Consider the following 16,368-nt stretch of genomic DNA (forward strand, 5'->3'; position numbering starts at 1 on the left):
TCTAGCAATCTGAGGGCGGGTTTTGCCTTAAGGAAAACGGTGCGGAAAGAGGATGTAAGGCTTTTTGTGTCCAGGCGATAATAGCGCTCCCGTAGGGCGCGAAAGGAATCACCGTGGCACACCGTACACCCAAAATAAACGACACCGTAAAAATTACCGACCAGCAGCAGGCAATTCTGAACGATGCCGTAGAGCAACTGATGGAAGCCGGCGGCTTAACGGCCTTAACGCAGGCTCATTTCAACGAAGCGATGAAGATCGTAGCTCAACGCTGAATTCCGTCCGACTGACGCTGCCCTCAGTATTGCCGGGTGCCAGAGAGTTGGAAGCGCTTTTCAAGGTATCGATACTCTGATGCCTGAGCGTCCCCGACTCACAGAGCGTGCCATGGGGGCATTGCACCCAAAATCGAACCCCGCGTGAATTTCGGCCATGCTGCCCCCCCCAAAAAAAATTTTCTCGATTTTTTGCCTCGAATTAGCCTGCCTTTCTGAAAAATCAGACTGGTGCTAAATTCAGGTTAGAACGCAAAGCCCGCGCCGAGGTAAAACTGAACGGGTGACGGACGGAAGGTGTTGTCATTGGCCGGCGCCACATCATGAAAGCGCGGGAAGTGCACGTTGATGCCGCCCAAAATACGGGTGTTCTGGGTCGGTGCCCAGGTAATGCCGCTCTGAATCGTCGGGTACACAGAGTCCGAAGACTGGTCCGTATCCTTGTTTTCGAGCTCCGAGTAACCGATACCAAGACCCGCATGCAGGCGGATGCTTTCAGCCATCCGGAAGTGGTACTGGAGGCTTGCGGTGTAGTTTGTCTGCTTCCAGGAGCCGGTCTTTACGCCGCTTTGCTTGGTGTCGTGATCCGCACGGCTTGCTTCAAAGTCAACGGCCCAGCGTTCCGACACAAAGTGGCGGATACCGACAAGGCCGCCCGCGTCCGAGGTAACCGTAAAGCCCTTTTCCGAGGCAGAGTCAGTCTTTTCCCAGAGACCCGCGCCGTAAATTTCGGTGCGTGCCGCAAAGCGGTCGCTGCTTGTGAGCGGGAAGAGACTCATTTCCTTATCGTCCGTGCTGATGCGGGAGAAGAAGAAAAAGACGTTCGTAAAGGGGATGTACGTCATGTAGACGTCAACGGGACCGGCACCCGCGCCGATCAAAGGCAGAGGCGCCGGAACCGGCAGCCACTTGTAGTCGTCGCGGAAGGTGAGACCCAGAAGGTAACCCGCACCCACATGAAAACTTTCCGTGAGGTTCCAGCGCGAGAGCCACGCATACCCCATGAAGGGTTCAAGCTTGTAGTGCGAATCTGAAAACGCGAGGAAATAGGTCATGCGCTCGTTGCCGCGCTCGTCAATGACGGAGCGCACCACGCCGCCCCCGTAGGGAAAAGCGTTTTCTTCATGGAGGTTATCGTAGTCCCAGGCCGGGTGAATCGTGTAAAGCGGCAGGATCAGGCCCGTGTTGCCTTCGCTCATGACGTTTTTAAAGCCCTCGACCTGCTTTTGGAAAAAGCCCTGTTCTTCGGAGGTGTTGTAGCCGCCCGGAAGGGTATCAACGGCAGCAGACCAAAAGCCCGCGTGAGCAGGCAAAGCGAGGGCCGCAGCGCACAAGGCAGCCGCAGCGGAAATACGGTGAAAAGCCACTTTTCGCAAAATTCTGAATAGATAAAGTCGGCCAAGAAGGGGCGGGCCGGCATTGTTATTGTTTTTGAGACCGCAAATATACCAGTCGAAACAAAGACCTGCCCATAAACGGGCGTAAAAAATCCGGCGATTGACAGGGATATAGGTCAAAGAAGCAGCCGGAGTATGCAAAACTGGGAGCCCAACCGGTCGCTGCGGTACAATGCCGGGCGCTGCAGCCGGACAGCTGATCGCGGGCAAGATTGTTTTGCATGAGGAAAGTCCGGACTCCGCAGGGCACCGTAGCAGGTAACGCCTGCCCGCCGCAAGGTGAGGATCAGAGCAACAGAGACGAGCCGGTTCAGTCCGGGTGAAACGGGCAATCTCTACGGGGAGCAACATCAAGTAAGCAGTCGTTTGATTTCGGCCCGAAAGAAGACTGCGGGTAGATGGCTTGAGGCGCCGCGTGAGCGGCGTCCTAGATGAATGATCGGCAACGCGCTTCCTTCGGGATCTGCGTCACTGAATCCGGCTTACAGTCCGGCTGCGGCTTTTCTCTTCCAAACTCAACCATATCCTTTGAGAATGCATCAGGCACAATGCGTGCTGCTGCAGGATTGAACCTGCGCGGAGTGTGCTGTGTATCTCAAACGAAAAATTGACGGGTGCCTTGAGGATTGAAGCGGTCCGCGACAGTGTCCGGTGTTTTCCGGCGGGCGCAGAGCAAAGGCGGTCTCTTGCCGTGATTGACGAAGTGCCGCGGCAACTTCAGAACCGCAACAAACAGTTTGCCGTGTCGGGAATCGGCCCGCACGCAAGGCGAAGGGATTACATGGGAGTCGTTGAACGGCTTACTGACGCCGGGACGCTGCTTATGGCAATGCCGCTACTCACACCGGAACTGCCGATCCGCGGCAACCGAGATCCCGAGCGGATGAATCTTTATTTCCACGATACCGGTCTTTTGGCGGCAGCAATGAAAGAGCACGCCCGAGAATCTTGTGCCGGCGGAGATTGCGGCAGGGGCTTCGCCTCACACGAAGATGCTGAAAACGCTGATTGAAAGCCCGGACTATCCCGACATCACCTGGGGACTGCGCTTGGCGGAGGCCAATATCAGCCGCAGCGGCAAGATCCTCTCATTTCCGCTTTTCTGCGTCTTTCTGATGCGAGGCATCCTCAGAGAACTCGATTTTCCCGCAATCGGATAGGAGGCGGGGCTAGGCCCCGCCGTCCTTCCACACCACCGCCCGTACCGATCTGGTAGGCACTGCTCACGCAGTGTTTTACGGCGGTTTTCATAGTTTTACCTTCCCATACCGTTAACTCGGTGCATACCGAGCCAACACCACCCATTCTTCTTCAGAATGGGTTTCGGTATAGATACCCGTTTCACGGGAGAAGGGCGGTATTTACCCGTCAGAATCGCACTCCTAAGCTCGCCCGGATGCGCAAAGATATACGCTCGAATTTCTTCAGTCGTCATCCCGTCGACACCGGGAGCACCTCTGTTGCTCTCGACGCGTTTGAGCGCCGTGAGCAGGTTTTCAGTGCTCAGTATCGCTTCAAGTGTGATCCCCGTGAAAGCAGGCGGGGTATGTGCGGTGTTTTCCATGTCCATCACGGCCGTTGCGCCCTCCTGAGTTCCTCTTCCCATTCCGTGGGTACCAAAACTCAGACAGGTTTCTTATGTTTTCTGCGCCATGCGACTTTGTGTCTACGGCACCGTACTCCTATAAATTTGGTCCTTCGTCAGGTACTGCCCTGCTTACTATGACCGTTGCTGACTACTCACGGCAAGCTTTACTCCGACAATGCTGTTGCATTGAAGTCCGTGAGTCCTCCTCGGGTAAGAACGCGTTCTTTCCCACCATGTACCTGCTGCATTTACACCTCGGATTCCGTGTAGCTTCGGGCTTCATCTTGTTTGGCAGACTTACCCATCTTCGAATGCCTTATGCAGTTTCTGTACGTCAGGTCAGTGGTTTGCCTCCAGCTTCCTTCAGATCCCGCCTCGCGGCGGACACCCTTGCTCTTGGCTATGTGCTTGGTGCTACCCCCTGCACTCGGGACTTTCACCCGTTAGAACGCGCTCATGCCGAGCGCACTAACGAAAAACCCGCCGGCCGGTGAGCCCGCGGGTTTCTCAAGCATTTCAAAGCGGCAGTGGGTTACGCCAGACGAATACGTCCGTCCACGGCAATCGCTTCACCGTTCTTTTCACTGATCATCAGCGGATTGATGTCAAGTTCTTCAATCGCCGGGAAGTCGGTGACAAGCTGCGAAATCCGCTGAAGGGTTTCTTCGACCTTGGCGATATTGGCGGGTGTTGTGCCGCGGGCGCCTTCAAGTAACTTATAGGCCTTAACGGAGCGCACCAGGTCGTGCGCGTCGATGTCGGTGAGGGGCGCGAGCGAAAAAGACACGTCCTTTAACACCTCAACAAAGACGCCGCCCAAGCCAAACATGATCATGGGCCCGTACTGGGGGTCTTTGGCTACGCCGCAGACCATCTCGCGGTTACCCTTGACCATCTCCTGGATGATGACGCCTTCAAGCCCTTCGAGAATGCCCTTGGTCTTCAGTTTCGCGATGAGGTCCTGATACTGGGCTTTAAGTTCTTCCACGGACTGGATGTTCACACGCACGCCGCCCACATCGGTCTTGTGCGAAGTGGTTTTGGAGGTCATCTTCATGACAACGGGAAAGCCCACAGCTTGAGCGGCCTTGCAGGCCTCTTCTTCGGTGCGCGCAAACTGTGCGCGGCAGACGCGGATACCGTAGGCGTCGAGCACATCAATACTTTCGCGCGTGGTGAGTTCACTGCGCCCGTCGGCTTTGGCCGCGGCAAAAATGCCTTCGGCGCGAGACTTGTCGACCGTAAAGGTCTTGACGGCCCCGGCAGGGCGCGCAATCCAGCGCCGCTGCTGATCGAGCCGAGCCAATGCGTCCACGGCCTGTTCGGCGTACATGAAGAAGGGCACCGTCACGTCCATGTCGGAAAGTTCCGTAAAGAACCGGTTTTCCGTCATGAAGACGCCCACGATCGGCTTTTCAGGGTGATCAGCGCGGATGCGCATCAGTTCCTTCGCAACGTCAATGTCTTTAAGACCCAGGAACGGCAGATAGATGACGATCACCATATCGACGTTCGGATCTTTGAGAATCGTTTCGGTTGTGCGGCGGTAGTGTTCAAGGGGCGCGGAAGCGATCATGTCGACCGGGTTTTTCACGGAAGCCGCCGCGGGCAGGAACGTTCTGAGTTCTTCTTTTGTGGCGTCCGTGATCGGCGCCATCACCATGCCGTGCTCACAGATGGCGTCCGTGGCCATGATCCCGGGACCGCCGGAATTCGTGATGATCGCCACACGGTTACCCTTGGGGATCGGGCAGTTGGCAAAAACCTTCGCAGTCGCAAAGAGTTTTTCCAGAGAAAATTCACGGATCACGCCGCTCTGACGCAAAAGGGCGTCGGCGGCACGGTCTGACCCCGCAAGGCTTCCCGTGTGAGAGCTCGCGGCGCTTGCGCCCGCGGCGGAGCGCCCGGATTTAAGCGCCAGAATGGGTTTCTTTTTGGAAACGCGTGCGGCGAGGTTGCGGAAATTCGCCGGGTTCTGGATCGATTCCATGTAAAGGAGAATCTGCCGGACGTCGTCCACGTTTTCCCAGTATTCAATCGCGGTCTCGGCGTTCACATCGGCCTGGTTGCCGATGGAGATGAACTGCGAAAAGCCGATGTTGAGATCCTTAAGGATATTGAGAATGCCGCCCCCTAAGGCCCCCGACTGCGACACAAAGCCGATGTCGCCGCGCTGGGGGAGGCTTTCTGCGAAACAGCCGTCCATGCGCACGGCCGGGTCGGTATTGACAACACCCAGGCAGTTCGGGCCCACACAGCGCATGCCGTAAGCCTTCACCTTGGCAGCAAGTTCTTTTTCCAGAGCCGCACCCGCTTCATCGGTTTCCTTAAAGCCCGCGCTGATCACCACAAGCCCCGTGATGCCTTTTTCATGACACTGATCAATCGTGGAAAGCACAAAGGTGTTTTTCACAACGATGATCGCGAGATCCACGTCACCCGGGATATCAAGAACCGACGGGTAGGCCGTAAGCCCCTCAATGACGCCGCCCTTGGGGTTGACCGGGTAAATCTTTCCGGTAAAGCCGTACTCAATGAGGCGCTTTAAAAGGTCTGAGCCGATCGTGTTGGGCTTGGTGGAAGCGCCCACCACAGCAATCGAGCGCGGCTTCATGATGGAGTCAAGACTGGCCATGATGCGTTAGTCTCCGGTAGAAAATCAATTCGGGTGTGAGTGCGCAGCCTGTGAAACATCGGGGCACGCAGAAGGTGCCGGCAGGCGGGGCAGCTCAAAGGCAAAAAATAATCTTTCGAGCATATCACAGCCCGAAGCTCATGGAAATCGTCCTGACAGACGAAAAAAGCCGCCCGAAGGCGGCTTTTGGTAAATGCCGGCAACCCGGTTACGGACGTTTGGCCGAGAGTTTGACGTTTAAGTCTTCCGTGGGCAGCGCCCCCTGAACGATGGTGCCGTCGGCAAAAATGATGGAGGGGGTGGACGTAAACCCGAACTTTTCCCCTAAGGCGAGGTTGCGGTCAAGAACCGAGGCATCGCACTTATCAGCCGCTTTTGCCGGTTCCGTGCCGTCCAGCATATGCGCCTGCCAAGCGGAAGCGGGGTTTTTCGAGCAGACGATGTCGCGGGCCATTTCCTTGGAATTGAGGATCGAATAGATGAAGTTGTAGACGGTGACGTTACCCGCGGCCTGAAGGTTACGCTCAAGCATCGAGCAGTATGTGCAGCGGGCGTCCGTGAACACCACAACCTTGCGCTCGCCGTTACCGTAGGTGACTTTGATCGCGTCGTTTAAGGGCAGGGTCTTCCAGTCCACACGGGAGAGTTCCTTCATGCGCTCGGCGGTGAGGTCGGTTTCCGTCTTCGTATCAAAGATCCGGCCGACAATGAGGTACTTCGCGGACTTATCCACGTAAAAGACGCGGCGGTTCATGAAGACTTCCCAGAGGCCTTCAATCGGAGCGGGCGTCACTTTGTCGACCTTCATGCCGGTCGTGGAGAAAATCCGGGCGGCAATTTCCTTTTCCTGAGCCCCGGTATCGGCGGCATTCACGGCGGCGGTGGTGAGAAGTCCTGCGGCAACAACAGCGGCCGCGGCGGCAAAAGTACGAATACGCATGAGTGAGCTACTCCGTCAGAGACGGCCGCAAGTTTAGCGGGTTTCAATCAAAAGCCTGAAAGTCAATTGCAAACAGATTTAAAGCGCCCGATAACGAAAGCCGCCCGACTTGGGGGCGGCTTTTATCGTGCATCAGATCGTGGGTTTTGAGTGATCGTCTCTGTTTTTCATTTCGACAATCAGGTCCCGCGCCCGCTTTTCCGCAAAGAGCATGTCGGGCACGAGATTTGCGCCCAAGGTCTGCGCAATCCCCGTGCGGTTAAGCTGGCGCAGGGGGTGGCCCGCAGCGCCAGCGATGATGAGCTCGTGCCCCCTGCGATGCAGGGCTCTCAGGTATACCTGGAGAATGTCCATCGCGGAGTTGTCGATATTGAGAAGATCTGTGAAGTCCAGAATCACGACCTTGGCGGCGTTCGCAGCCGTGATGCGCTTGGGATCGGTGACGCCTTCCAGTTTGCTTACAGAACCGAAAAAGAGGGCGCCCGTCACCTTCCAGGCTTCAACGCTCGCGGGCATGTCAAAGGGCAGCGTTGTCTGTACCACGCGCGTGAGCGTGTTCATGCGGTAGATGAAGAACACACAGGAAATCACAAGCCCCACTTCCACGGCAACCGTGAGGTCAAAGATGACGGTGAGAAGGAACGTTGCCACAAGCGTCACCTTGTAGCTCATGGTCATCGCTCTTAAGCGCGAGAATTCCTTCCAGTTACCCATGTTCCAGGCCACAAACATGAGAATGGCCGCCAGGGCCGCAAGCGGAATGTCGCTTGCCAGGGGCGCCGCCGCGAGAATCACCACCAAAAGCGTAATTGCGTGCACGACGCCCGCCACGGGACTGGCTGCACCGCTTTTGATGTTGGTGACCGTACGGGCAATGGTGCCGGTTGCGGGAATGCCGCCGAAAAAGGGCACCACAAAGTTGGCAATGCCCTGGCCCATCAGTTCCTGGTTGGGGTCGTGGCGGTCATCGGTCATCGCGTCGGAAACACGGGCGCACAAAAGGCTTTCGATGGCGCCCAAAAGCGCAATCGTGAGCATCGGGCCGATCAGCCCGCGCAAGGCTTCGAGACTGAAGTCAGGAAGCTGCAGATCGGGTAACTTCTGCGGGATTCCCCCAAACTTCGTGCCGATGGTTTCGACCGGCAGATTAAAGACGGAGACCACAACGGTGGAAAGCACCAGCACAATGACGGTTCCCGGCAGGTGCGCGATCCACCGCTTCCACGCGGGGCCTCCCATGGCGTAGCCCTTGGGCCAGAACTTCACCACCAGAAAACTCACCAGTGCCACCGCAAAAGCCCAGGGGTTAAAGGTCGCAATGTGAGAGGCAAGTGCTTCAATCTGACCGAAAAAGCCCGCGGGCATCTTGTCGATCGTAAGGCCCAGAAAGTCCTTGACCTGGCTTAACCCGATCAGAACCGCAATACCGTTGGTAAAGCCGATGACGATGGAGACCGGAATAAAGCGGATGAAACTTCCGAGCTTAAAAAGCCCCATGAGGAAAAGCAGAATTCCTGAACCCACGGTCGCAAGGAGGAGGTTTCCGAGTCCGTACTGCGCAATGATGCCGTAGATGATGACGATAAAGGCGCCGGCGGGACCGCCGATCTGCACGCGGCAGCCGCCGAAAACGGAAATGAGAAACCCCGCAATGATCGCGGTGTAGATGCCCGCTTCTGGCGGCACGCCGCTGGCGATACCGAAAGCCATGGCTAACGGGAGCGCCACCATCCCGACCGTCAAACCGGCGCTGATGTCACGCGTGAGCATGCGCGTGTTGTAGTTTTTGAGCGTATCAAGGCTTACCGGGTGAAAGGGCGCCATCGGCAGGTGACTTAACGCCCCTTTGATCGAAGCAAACAGAGACATGGTGGTCTTCGGGCAACAGTCGTCTCACGACGAGGTTTTTATGTACGAGTGTCCCCGCGAAAGAGAGCGGACTCTTTCGAACAAACAGACTGACGGGGAGAAAGCGTGATTGTAAAGGATTGCAACAGAAATTTCGCCTGTGGTTTCCGTCGCGGCGGACATGAAAAAGGGCGGAGATTTTTTCCGCCCTTGGGTTGCTTAAGGCTGTTTCTCAGTGAGGATAACGGCAGCCGAGGATGCGGGGGCCCGCGGCGTTGGTGACATCGGGGAGGTTGCCGGCATCACGGTTGATGTAGGCCCAGGCAAGCCAGGCAAAGGCCATGGCTTCCACATGCATGGGCGAAACACCGAGCGTTTCGGTGCTTCGCACAAGGATATCGTCGCCTGCGGCGTGCCGCAGGGCCTTCATGAGCGCCCCGTTTAAGGCGCCTCCGCCGCAGACATAGATTTCCCGGGTGCGACCCGCAAACTTTCTGACGGCGTCCACAATCGTGCGGGCCGTGAGTTCGGTAAGCGTTGCCTGGACGTCCGCGGGTTCTTCGCCCGAGAGCTTTCCTTCAAGCCACGCAAGATTAAAGTACTCGCGCCCCGTGCTCTTCGGGGGTTCCTTCGTGAAGTAGGGGTCTGCGAGAAGCTTTTCCAAAAGTTCCGGGCGCACGGTGCCCGTGTCGGCCCAGGCACCGTTGGCGTCAAAGGCGCGGCCGAGGTTTTTCTGGCACCAGGCGTCAAGCAGAATGTTGCCCGGGCCGCAGTCAAAGCCCGTCACCTTGCCGTAGCTCTTTTTCGGGGGCAGGAACGTGATGTTGGCGATGCCGCCGATATTGACGATGCTTCTTGCGGTGTCGCTTGTGAAGACCTGGCTGTGAAAAGCCGGCACCAGGGGCGCACCCTGGCCGCCCGCGGCCACATCGCGGCTTCTGAAGTCGGCGATCACGTCAACGCCCGCAAGTTCCGCGATCCACGCGGGGTTATTAAGCTGCAGCGTCCAGCCTTCTTCGGGGCGGTGGCGGATTGTCTGGCCGTGAACGCCCGCCGCCGCCACTTCCATGCGCGGAATGTCGGCTTCGTTCAAAAGTTCATGAATGGCCTGCGCGTAGAGTTTCGCAAGCGTCACGGACATGCGGCCCGCGCGGTCAATTTCGTTGTCGCCCGGAGAGCACAGGCTTAAGAGCTCGGCGCGGACTTCCTTCGGGAAGGCCTGGTAGTGGTGTCCGAGAAAAACGGGCGACGTACCCGCAAAATCAACGGCGACGGCATCAACGCCGTCAAGACTCGTGCCGGACATCAGTCCGAGGGTAATGGTTTTTTTCATAATGAAAGCGGTTTCGGGCGGACAAATCAGAGAGGGCGCCATCGGGCACCCCGATCGACCTCATTTTAGTGCCCTGCCGCTTTTTCGTCTGAGGACTTCTGAGCAGATGCTTTGGCGGAAGCCGCCTGCACGCCTTCGAGCATGGCGAGTTTTTTCTGCAATGGGATCGAACGCACTTCCATCTGTGCGATCTGATAGGGGGTTAACACCGGCTGGTCGGGGAGGTTCGCGGTCATGGGGTTGATCTGCACGCCGTCCACCTTGAGTTCGTAGTGAAGGTGCGGGCCTGTGGCAAGCCCCGTCTGTCCTACTTTGCCGATGATTTCACCGTACTTCACGGTGTCGCCCTTTCGTAAACCCTTTGTGATGGAGGAAAGGTGCGCGTACACGGTCTGGTATTCCGGTCCGTGCTGCAGACGGATGTAGTTGCCGTAACCGGTGCCCACACCCGCGAACACCACAACGCCGTCGGCGGCGGCTCTCACGGTTGCACCCCAGGGTGCACGAAAGTCCGTTCCCTGGTGCGGGCGCACGACGCCTGTGATCGGATGGCGCCGCAACGGCGCAAATTCCGAGCTTACGCTCTTGATGTCAAGCGGTACGCGCATAAAAACGCGCTTGGCGATATGGCCCCGGGCGTCATAGTAGTGTCCGCCCTTACCGTCGTTACCAAACCAGAAAAGTTCAGTGGTTTTGCCTTTGTTATCAAGCGCCATCGCAAGGAGCTTGCCGTAGCGCACGAAATTGCCTTGTGCGTACTTCGTTTCGTAGATGAGGCGCCAGGTGTCGCCGGGCACGAGTTCCGAGACAATGTCGCGGTCAAAGTCAAACGCATCGTGCATCTGACTGACAATATTTTTGGGAATGCCGGCGCGGGTGAGGCTCGCCTGGGGATTATCCTCGACGCGGCCGCTTGCGAGGTTTTGCTGCACTTCGTAGCGGAAAGGCTTGATTTCGGCCGTGAGTTTGCCGGCCGGATTGCGCGCAATATTTAAAACGCGGCCCGCTGTCTCATCGCTGCCGTCGGTGTAAAGGTCAAGCGTTTCAAGCCGGCCGTCGGCGCGGATGGAGGCCATCACGAAGTTGCCTTCAGCCGGGCTCACCAGGCCCCGGGCATCGGGATTGGTTTCAATAAAGCGGAAGGCCTCAGTATCGCGGATACCGAGGCGGGCCATGAGTGAGGTAAGCGTATCGGCGTGCTGCGTAAAGCCGCTTCGCACAACGGGTTCATCGGCAATGGTGATTGAGGCAACCTGATGCCTCAGGTCGGGCATGCGGATCGGGATATAGGCCGTTCTCTGATAGCTTTCCAGGGGCGCTGAGTCCTGCGGCACCGTTTTCCAGAGCGCCCAGGCTCCGGCTGCAGGAAGAAGCACAATGACCGCACCGGCCGCAAGGCGCGAGCGCAGCATGCGCCGCGTCTGCGGCGTGTTGCGTGCATAGTCCGACGCCGTTTTTAAAACGGCGCGGCCCAGGCTGCGCAGGGCGGAACCCATGAGTCTCGGAGAGGTCATTGCAATGAGAAACAGTGGAAAAACCGTGTCGGGCTCCATTATAGATGGGCGGTATCTGCGGGCCCTGCGGCGTTACAATCTCCCATTTACGGTTTACATGCCGCTTCCTTTACATTCCCAGACGGTGCATCATGGCTGAAAACAAGCGTCCGGACACGGGTTCGGAAACCACGGAAACGAAAAAATACGAAGTAACGCCCGACATTGTTGAGGCGATGAATACCATCCGCCGCGGCACGGATACGCTTTTAATCGAAAGCGAACTCGAGCAGAAACTCGCCCGCAGCAAAGTGACCGGTGAGCCGCTGCGCTGTAAGCTGGGTCTTGACCCCACGGCCCCCGACATTCACGTGGGGCACACGGTGGTTTTAAATAAACTGCGGCAGCTGCAGGACCTCGGGCACACCGTGATCTTTCTGATCGGTGACTTTACGGCCGCCATCGGCGACCCCTCGGGCCGCAACGTGACGCGTCCGCCGCTTTCTCCCGAGCAGATCAAGATTAATGCGGAGACGTACCTTAATCAGGCAGGGCTTGTGCTGGATCTCACGAAGACCGAAGTGCGCTACAACAGCGAGTGGAATAACGCTTTGGGCGCAACGGGGCTCATCCGCCTCGCGTCGCGCTATACGCTTGCGCGTCTTCTGGAGCGCGATGATTTCGCAAAGCGCTTTGCCGCGGAACTCCCCATTGCCATGCATGAGCTCATCTATCCCCTCATGCAGGGTTATGACTCGGTGGCGTTAAAAAGCGACATTGAATTGGGCGGGTCGGATCAGCGCTTTAACCTTCTTGTCGGCCGTGAACTGCAGCGCCAGTACGATCAGGAACCGCAGTGCATTCTGACGATGCCGCTTCTGGTGGGCTTAGACGGCGTCGAGAAGATGAGTAAGAGTAAGCACAACTACATCGGCATCACCGATACCCCGAACGATATGTTCGGCAAGGTGATGAGTATTTCGGATACGCTGATGTGGAACTGGTACGACCTCTTAAGCCTCAGGCCCAACGCCGAGATTGCAAAATTGAAGGAAGAATGCGCCGCGGGACGTAATCCCCGTGACGCGAAGGTCCTGCTTGCCAAGGAAATCATCGCGCGCTTTCATTCCGCCAAAGAGGCTGACGCCGCGGAAGCCGAATTTAATGCGCGCTTCAGAGGGGGCGCTGCGCCCTCGGACATGCCCGAAGTCACGGTGCAGGCCGAAACCGCGGACGGCATCGGCATTTTGCAGATGATTAAGGAAGCGGGGCTCGCGCCGAGCAACACTGAAGCCGGCCGCAACGTTTCGCAGGGCGGCGTGCATTTGAACGGCGACAAGGTCTCGGACAAGGGCCTGCGGCTGAAGGCCGGTACCTACACGCTTCAGGTCGGTAAGCGTAAGTGGGCCAAGGTCACGGTGGTCGTGAAATGATCTGCATTCTGCAGCGCGTGCGTGAAGCGCAGGTGACGGTCGATGACGCCGTTGTCGGCAAAATAGGCCGGGGTCTCATGGTTCTCGTCTGCGCCGAGCGCGAAGACACCGAAGAAAAAGCGGTGAAACTCGCGCAAAAGCTTTTGCGCTACCGCGTTTTTTCGGACGATGCGGGGAAGATGAATAAGTCCGTGGAGAACATCGCAGGCGACGTGCTTGTCATCTCGCAGTTCACGCTTGCCGCCGACACCAATTCCGGCAACCGCCCGAGCTTTACGCCGGCAGCCGCGCCTGATGTCGGACGTCACCTCTACGAAGTATTTTTGAAGGAAGTGCAAGCCTCGGGCTTAAAGACCGAACACGGGATTTTCGGTGCGCACATGATGGTGTCGCTTACCAACGACGGCCCCGTCACCTTTACGCTCAGAAATTAAAAAGGCCTTCGGCCCGAGCTGAAACAATCGGGCCGGGAAGCCTTATCAGCGGGAGAAAGCTTTAAAAGCAGCCTTCTCCCGTTTTTACTGCCTGCGTCAGTCCTCTTCGTCCTTACGCTGATAGTGCGACGCAAGTTCCTGCGCCTTCTGCGCGGGCACCGTGTGGTAGTCCGCGAGATCCATCGTAAAGGCTCCGGCGCCCTGCGTGAGGGCATGAAGCCTTGCGGCGTAGCCGGTGAGTTCGGAAAGCGGGACCAGAGCCTTGATTTCCATTACGCCGGGCGCGAGGTTGTCGGTGCCCTGCACCTGACCGCGGCGGGCGGCAATGTCGCCCGTGATCGCACCCATGGTGCTTTCCGGAGCCGATACCGCAATCTCAACAATGGGTTCGAGAATCTGCGGCTGGGCTTTGGCAAGCGCATCGAGCATGGCTTTGCGGCCGGCGGCCACAAAGGCCACTTCCTTACTGTCCACGGGATGGGACTTGCCGTCATAGACCGTCACACGGATATCGGTGATGGGGTAACCGGCCATATAGCCCGTGGCAAGCACTTCCCTCACGCCTTTTTCCACGGCCGGAATGAGGTTAAAGGGAATGACGCCGCCCTTAACCCTATCCACAAACTCAAAGCCGGCGCCGCGCGGCAGGGGTTCCACCTTAAGAAACACTTCCCCGAACTGGCCGGCGCCGCCCGTCTGCTTCTTGTGGCGGGCGTGGCCTTCGGCGGCTGCCCCGATCGTTTCACGGTAGGGAACAGAAGGCGCGCTTGTCGTCACTTCAAGCTTGAACTGATCCTTCATGCGCTCAAGCACCGTGCGTACGTGCATTTCGGTAAGTCCCCGCAGCACCGTTTCGTTTAATTGCACGTCATGATCCACCGCAAGCGTGGGGTCTTCGGCAAGCATCTTCTGCAGAACCTCGCCCATGCGGCTTTCGTCCCCGCGGCGTGCGGGTTCAATCGCAAGGCCGAACATCGGACGGGGATAGGGCGGGCGCGGCAGCACAATGCCGGCGTCGGCCGGGTCTGAATGCAGCACACAGCCGTAGTAGAGGTCGTCCACCTTACTTAAGGCGCCGATGTCGCCCGCGTGCAGTTCATCGGTGTCCGCTGTGTTTTTGCCCTGCAGTAAGAGGGGATGCACAACCTTAAAGGGTTTCTTGGCGTCTCCGGCGTAGAGCTCGGTCCCTGCCTTAATGCGGCCGCGGTGCACGCGGAAAACGCCGATCTTGCCGACAAACGGGTCGCTCACCACCTTAAAGACACGGGCAATCACGGGCTGGTCCGGATCGGGTGCAATATGCACGGGGTTACCCTGTGCGTCCACAAAGGGCGCGGCATTGGCTTCCACAGGTGCGGGCATATGGCGGATGATGACCTTGATGAGGTCGCGGATACCGATCAGGTTTTTGGCGCTTGTGAAGCACACCGGGATGATGTGGCCTTCGCGGAGGGCCTTGGTGATCGGGGCGTGCAGCGTACTCGGATCGGCGTCGCCTTCTTCGAGGTACTTTTCCATCGTGGCGTCGTCGACTTCCACCACGCGCTCAATAAAGGCGCGGTGCACGTCCGAGACCGTCATGATGTCGCTTTCGCCTGTGTCGCGGTCAAAGCAGTCGATGACGCGGGTCATGCCCTTGGCGGGAAGGTTAATGGGAAGCACGCCGTCACCGAACGCTTCTTTGAGTTCGCTAAGAAGCTTCGGCAGATCCACACCCTCGGCATCAATCTTATTGATCACAATCATGCGGCAGTGGCCGCCGCGGCCCGCCCACTTCATCATGCGGCGGGTCATGAGTTCAATGCCCTTGGCGGCATCAATCACCACGACGACGTTTTTAACGGCATCAAGCGCTGACAAAGCCTGACCCACATAGTCCGGGTACCCCGGGGTGTCGATCACGTGCACGCGCACGGGCGTCAGGTCAGGCATCGCGGTGTCAAGATGCACCACGGCTGTTCTCAGAGAATGACCGACCGCTTTTTCCTGCGGGTCGTTGTCGCAGACCGTTGTCCCTTTTTCGATGCTGCCGCACTCGGCGATCGCGCCCGTGCGCATGAGCATGGCTTCAATCAGACTCGTTTTGCCGGCCCCGCCGTGGCCGACCAGCGCTACGGTACGAAGGTTCTCAGTGGAGTAATTGGACATAGGTCTTTCTCCTTATCTGTCGATTGGTTCCTCCATTGTGCGCTGTGTCGACTCAAAAAGAAAGGAAAACGGCAAAGTTTTTTCGCACCGGTAAAGAATTTCGGAATATCAGGCCTTCGGACAGCAAAAAAGCCCGACCTTGCGGACGGGCTTTCAGCGGAAATTGCTCCTTAGGTCAGAGCAATTCAGACCGATTAGATCTTACCGACGAGATCGGCACCGGGTTTCAGCGTCTTGGCACCCGGGGTCCAGCGGGCCGGGCAGACCTCACCCGGATGCGCGGCAACGTACTGAGCAGCTTCGAGCTTACGCAGAAGTTCCTTGGCATCGCGGCCGATGTTGCCGTTATGAAGTTCGATCACAACGATCTGGCCTTCGGGGTTGATGAGGAACGTGCCGCGTTCGGCCATGCCGTCGGCTTCGATCAGAACACCGAAGTTACGGGAGATGGTGAGCGTCGGGTCACCGATCATCGGGAACTTCACCTTACCCACGGCCGGGCTCGAAGAATGCCAGGCCATGTGCGTGAAGTGGCTGTCGGTGGAAACCGCGTAGATTTCGCAGCCGAGCTTTTTGAAGGTGTCGTAGTTGTCAGCGAGGTCTTCGAGTTCGGTCGGGCAGATGAAGGTGAAGTCGGCCGGGTAGAAGAACACCACGGACCACTTGCCTTTGAGTTCCTTGTCGGTGACCTGAACGAAGTCGTTGTTGAGGTAGGCCTGTGCCTTAAAAGGCAGCACGGTCGTACGAAGAAGAGACATTGTTAACTCCAGTATTTAATCATTGGTGTGAAGGACAAAACAAAGGAAAGTGACGCCCGAAGGCGATCGCTTTTTCCTTCACGGAC

At 57.6% G+C, this 16,368-nt stretch carries 13 protein-coding genes, 1 other RNA gene and 1 pseudogene; 6 read left to right on the plus strand and 9 right to left on the minus strand.

Annotated features, from left to right (window positions below; genetic code table 11):
* Positions 1-134: 134 nt before the first annotated feature.
* Positions 135-272 (plus strand): annotated as a pseudogene (locus BQ7486_RS11955) (IS256 family transposase); the annotation flags it as partial.
* Positions 273-520: 248 nt separating this feature from the next.
* On the opposite strand, the gene BQ7486_RS08660 reads toward BQ7486_RS11955, so the two are convergent.
* Positions 521-1,642, minus strand: coding sequence for an outer membrane beta-barrel protein (locus BQ7486_RS08660; RefSeq protein ID WP_084765855.1), 1,122 nt, complete (start codon positions 1,640-1,642; stop codon positions 521-523).
* Between the two features lie 214 nt (positions 1,643-1,856).
* Between BQ7486_RS08660 and rnpB the strand changes: the two genes are divergently transcribed.
* The 3 genes from rnpB (at position 1,857) to BQ7486_RS11960 (ending at position 2,832) form a co-directional block, all read left to right on the plus strand.
* Positions 1,857-2,173, plus strand: an RNA gene (gene rnpB / locus BQ7486_RS08665) — RNase P RNA component class A.
* Between the two features lie 190 nt (positions 2,174-2,363).
* Positions 2,364-2,684, plus strand: coding sequence for a hypothetical protein (locus tag BQ7486_RS08670; protein WP_143183124.1), 321 nt, complete (start codon positions 2,364-2,366; stop codon positions 2,682-2,684).
* Positions 2,665-2,832, plus strand: coding sequence for a hypothetical protein (locus BQ7486_RS11960; RefSeq protein ID WP_154666320.1), 168 nt, complete (start codon positions 2,665-2,667; stop codon positions 2,830-2,832). The genes BQ7486_RS08670 and BQ7486_RS11960 overlap by 20 nt, the downstream gene beginning before the upstream one ends.
* A gap of 95 nt (positions 2,833-2,927) precedes the next feature.
* Here BQ7486_RS11960 and BQ7486_RS08675 read toward each other — a convergent pair whose 3' ends face one another.
* From BQ7486_RS08675 to BQ7486_RS08705, 6 genes are all read right to left on the minus strand, one after another.
* A complete protein-coding gene (locus BQ7486_RS08675; protein ID WP_074009728.1) occupies positions 2,928-3,278 on the minus strand; it encodes a hypothetical protein in 351 nt (116 codons plus the stop codon).
* Positions 3,279-3,792: 514 nt separating this feature from the next.
* Positions 3,793-5,895: an acetate--CoA ligase family protein gene (locus BQ7486_RS08685; protein WP_074009730.1), complete on the minus strand. Its 2,103-nt coding sequence runs from the start codon at positions 5,893-5,895 to the stop codon at positions 3,793-3,795.
* Between the two features lie 208 nt (positions 5,896-6,103).
* Positions 6,104-6,835, minus strand: a complete 732-nt coding sequence (locus BQ7486_RS08690; protein WP_074009731.1) for a DsbC family protein — start codon at positions 6,833-6,835, stop codon at positions 6,104-6,106.
* Positions 6,836-6,967: 132 nt separating this feature from the next.
* Positions 6,968-8,704: a SulP family inorganic anion transporter gene (locus BQ7486_RS08695; protein ID WP_022372480.1), complete on the minus strand. Its 1,737-nt coding sequence runs from the start codon at positions 8,702-8,704 to the stop codon at positions 6,968-6,970.
* A gap of 211 nt (positions 8,705-8,915) precedes the next feature.
* Positions 8,916-10,016, minus strand: a complete 1,101-nt coding sequence (locus BQ7486_RS08700) for an anhydro-N-acetylmuramic acid kinase (protein WP_074009732.1) — start codon at positions 10,014-10,016, stop codon at positions 8,916-8,918.
* A 65-nt stretch (positions 10,017-10,081) separates the two neighbouring features.
* Positions 10,082-11,530, minus strand: a complete 1,449-nt coding sequence (locus BQ7486_RS08705; RefSeq protein ID WP_074009733.1) for a M23 family metallopeptidase — start codon at positions 11,528-11,530, stop codon at positions 10,082-10,084.
* A 131-nt stretch (positions 11,531-11,661) separates the two neighbouring features.
* On the opposite strand from BQ7486_RS08705, the gene tyrS reads away from it, so the two are divergent.
* Both tyrS and dtd read left to right on the plus strand, forming a co-directional pair.
* The gene (gene tyrS, locus BQ7486_RS08710) at positions 11,662-12,942 is read left to right on the plus strand and encodes a tyrosine--tRNA ligase (RefSeq protein ID WP_074009734.1); all 1,281 of its coding nucleotides are present in this window, start codon (positions 11,662-11,664) and stop codon (positions 12,940-12,942) included.
* Positions 12,939-13,376 (plus strand): D-aminoacyl-tRNA deacylase, encoded by a 438-nt coding sequence (gene dtd / locus BQ7486_RS08715; protein WP_074009735.1) that lies wholly within the window; start codon positions 12,939-12,941, stop codon positions 13,374-13,376. Before tyrS ends, dtd begins: the two co-directional genes overlap by 4 nt.
* A gap of 96 nt (positions 13,377-13,472) precedes the next feature.
* Here dtd and fusA read toward each other — a convergent pair whose 3' ends face one another.
* On the minus strand, positions 13,473-15,524 hold the full coding sequence (gene fusA / locus BQ7486_RS08720; protein WP_074009736.1) for an elongation factor G: 2,052 nt from the start codon (positions 15,522-15,524) through the stop codon (positions 13,473-13,475).
* A 194-nt stretch (positions 15,525-15,718) separates the two neighbouring features.
* Positions 15,719-16,282 (minus strand): alkyl hydroperoxide reductase subunit C, encoded by a 564-nt coding sequence (gene ahpC / locus BQ7486_RS08725; protein ID WP_074009737.1) that lies wholly within the window; start codon positions 16,280-16,282, stop codon positions 15,719-15,721.
* Between the last annotated feature and the right edge of the window lie 86 nt (positions 16,283-16,368).

This window comes from Duodenibacillus massiliensis (assembly GCF_900128485.1).
Classification (GTDB): domain Bacteria; phylum Pseudomonadota; class Gammaproteobacteria; order Burkholderiales; family Burkholderiaceae_F; genus Duodenibacillus; species Duodenibacillus massiliensis.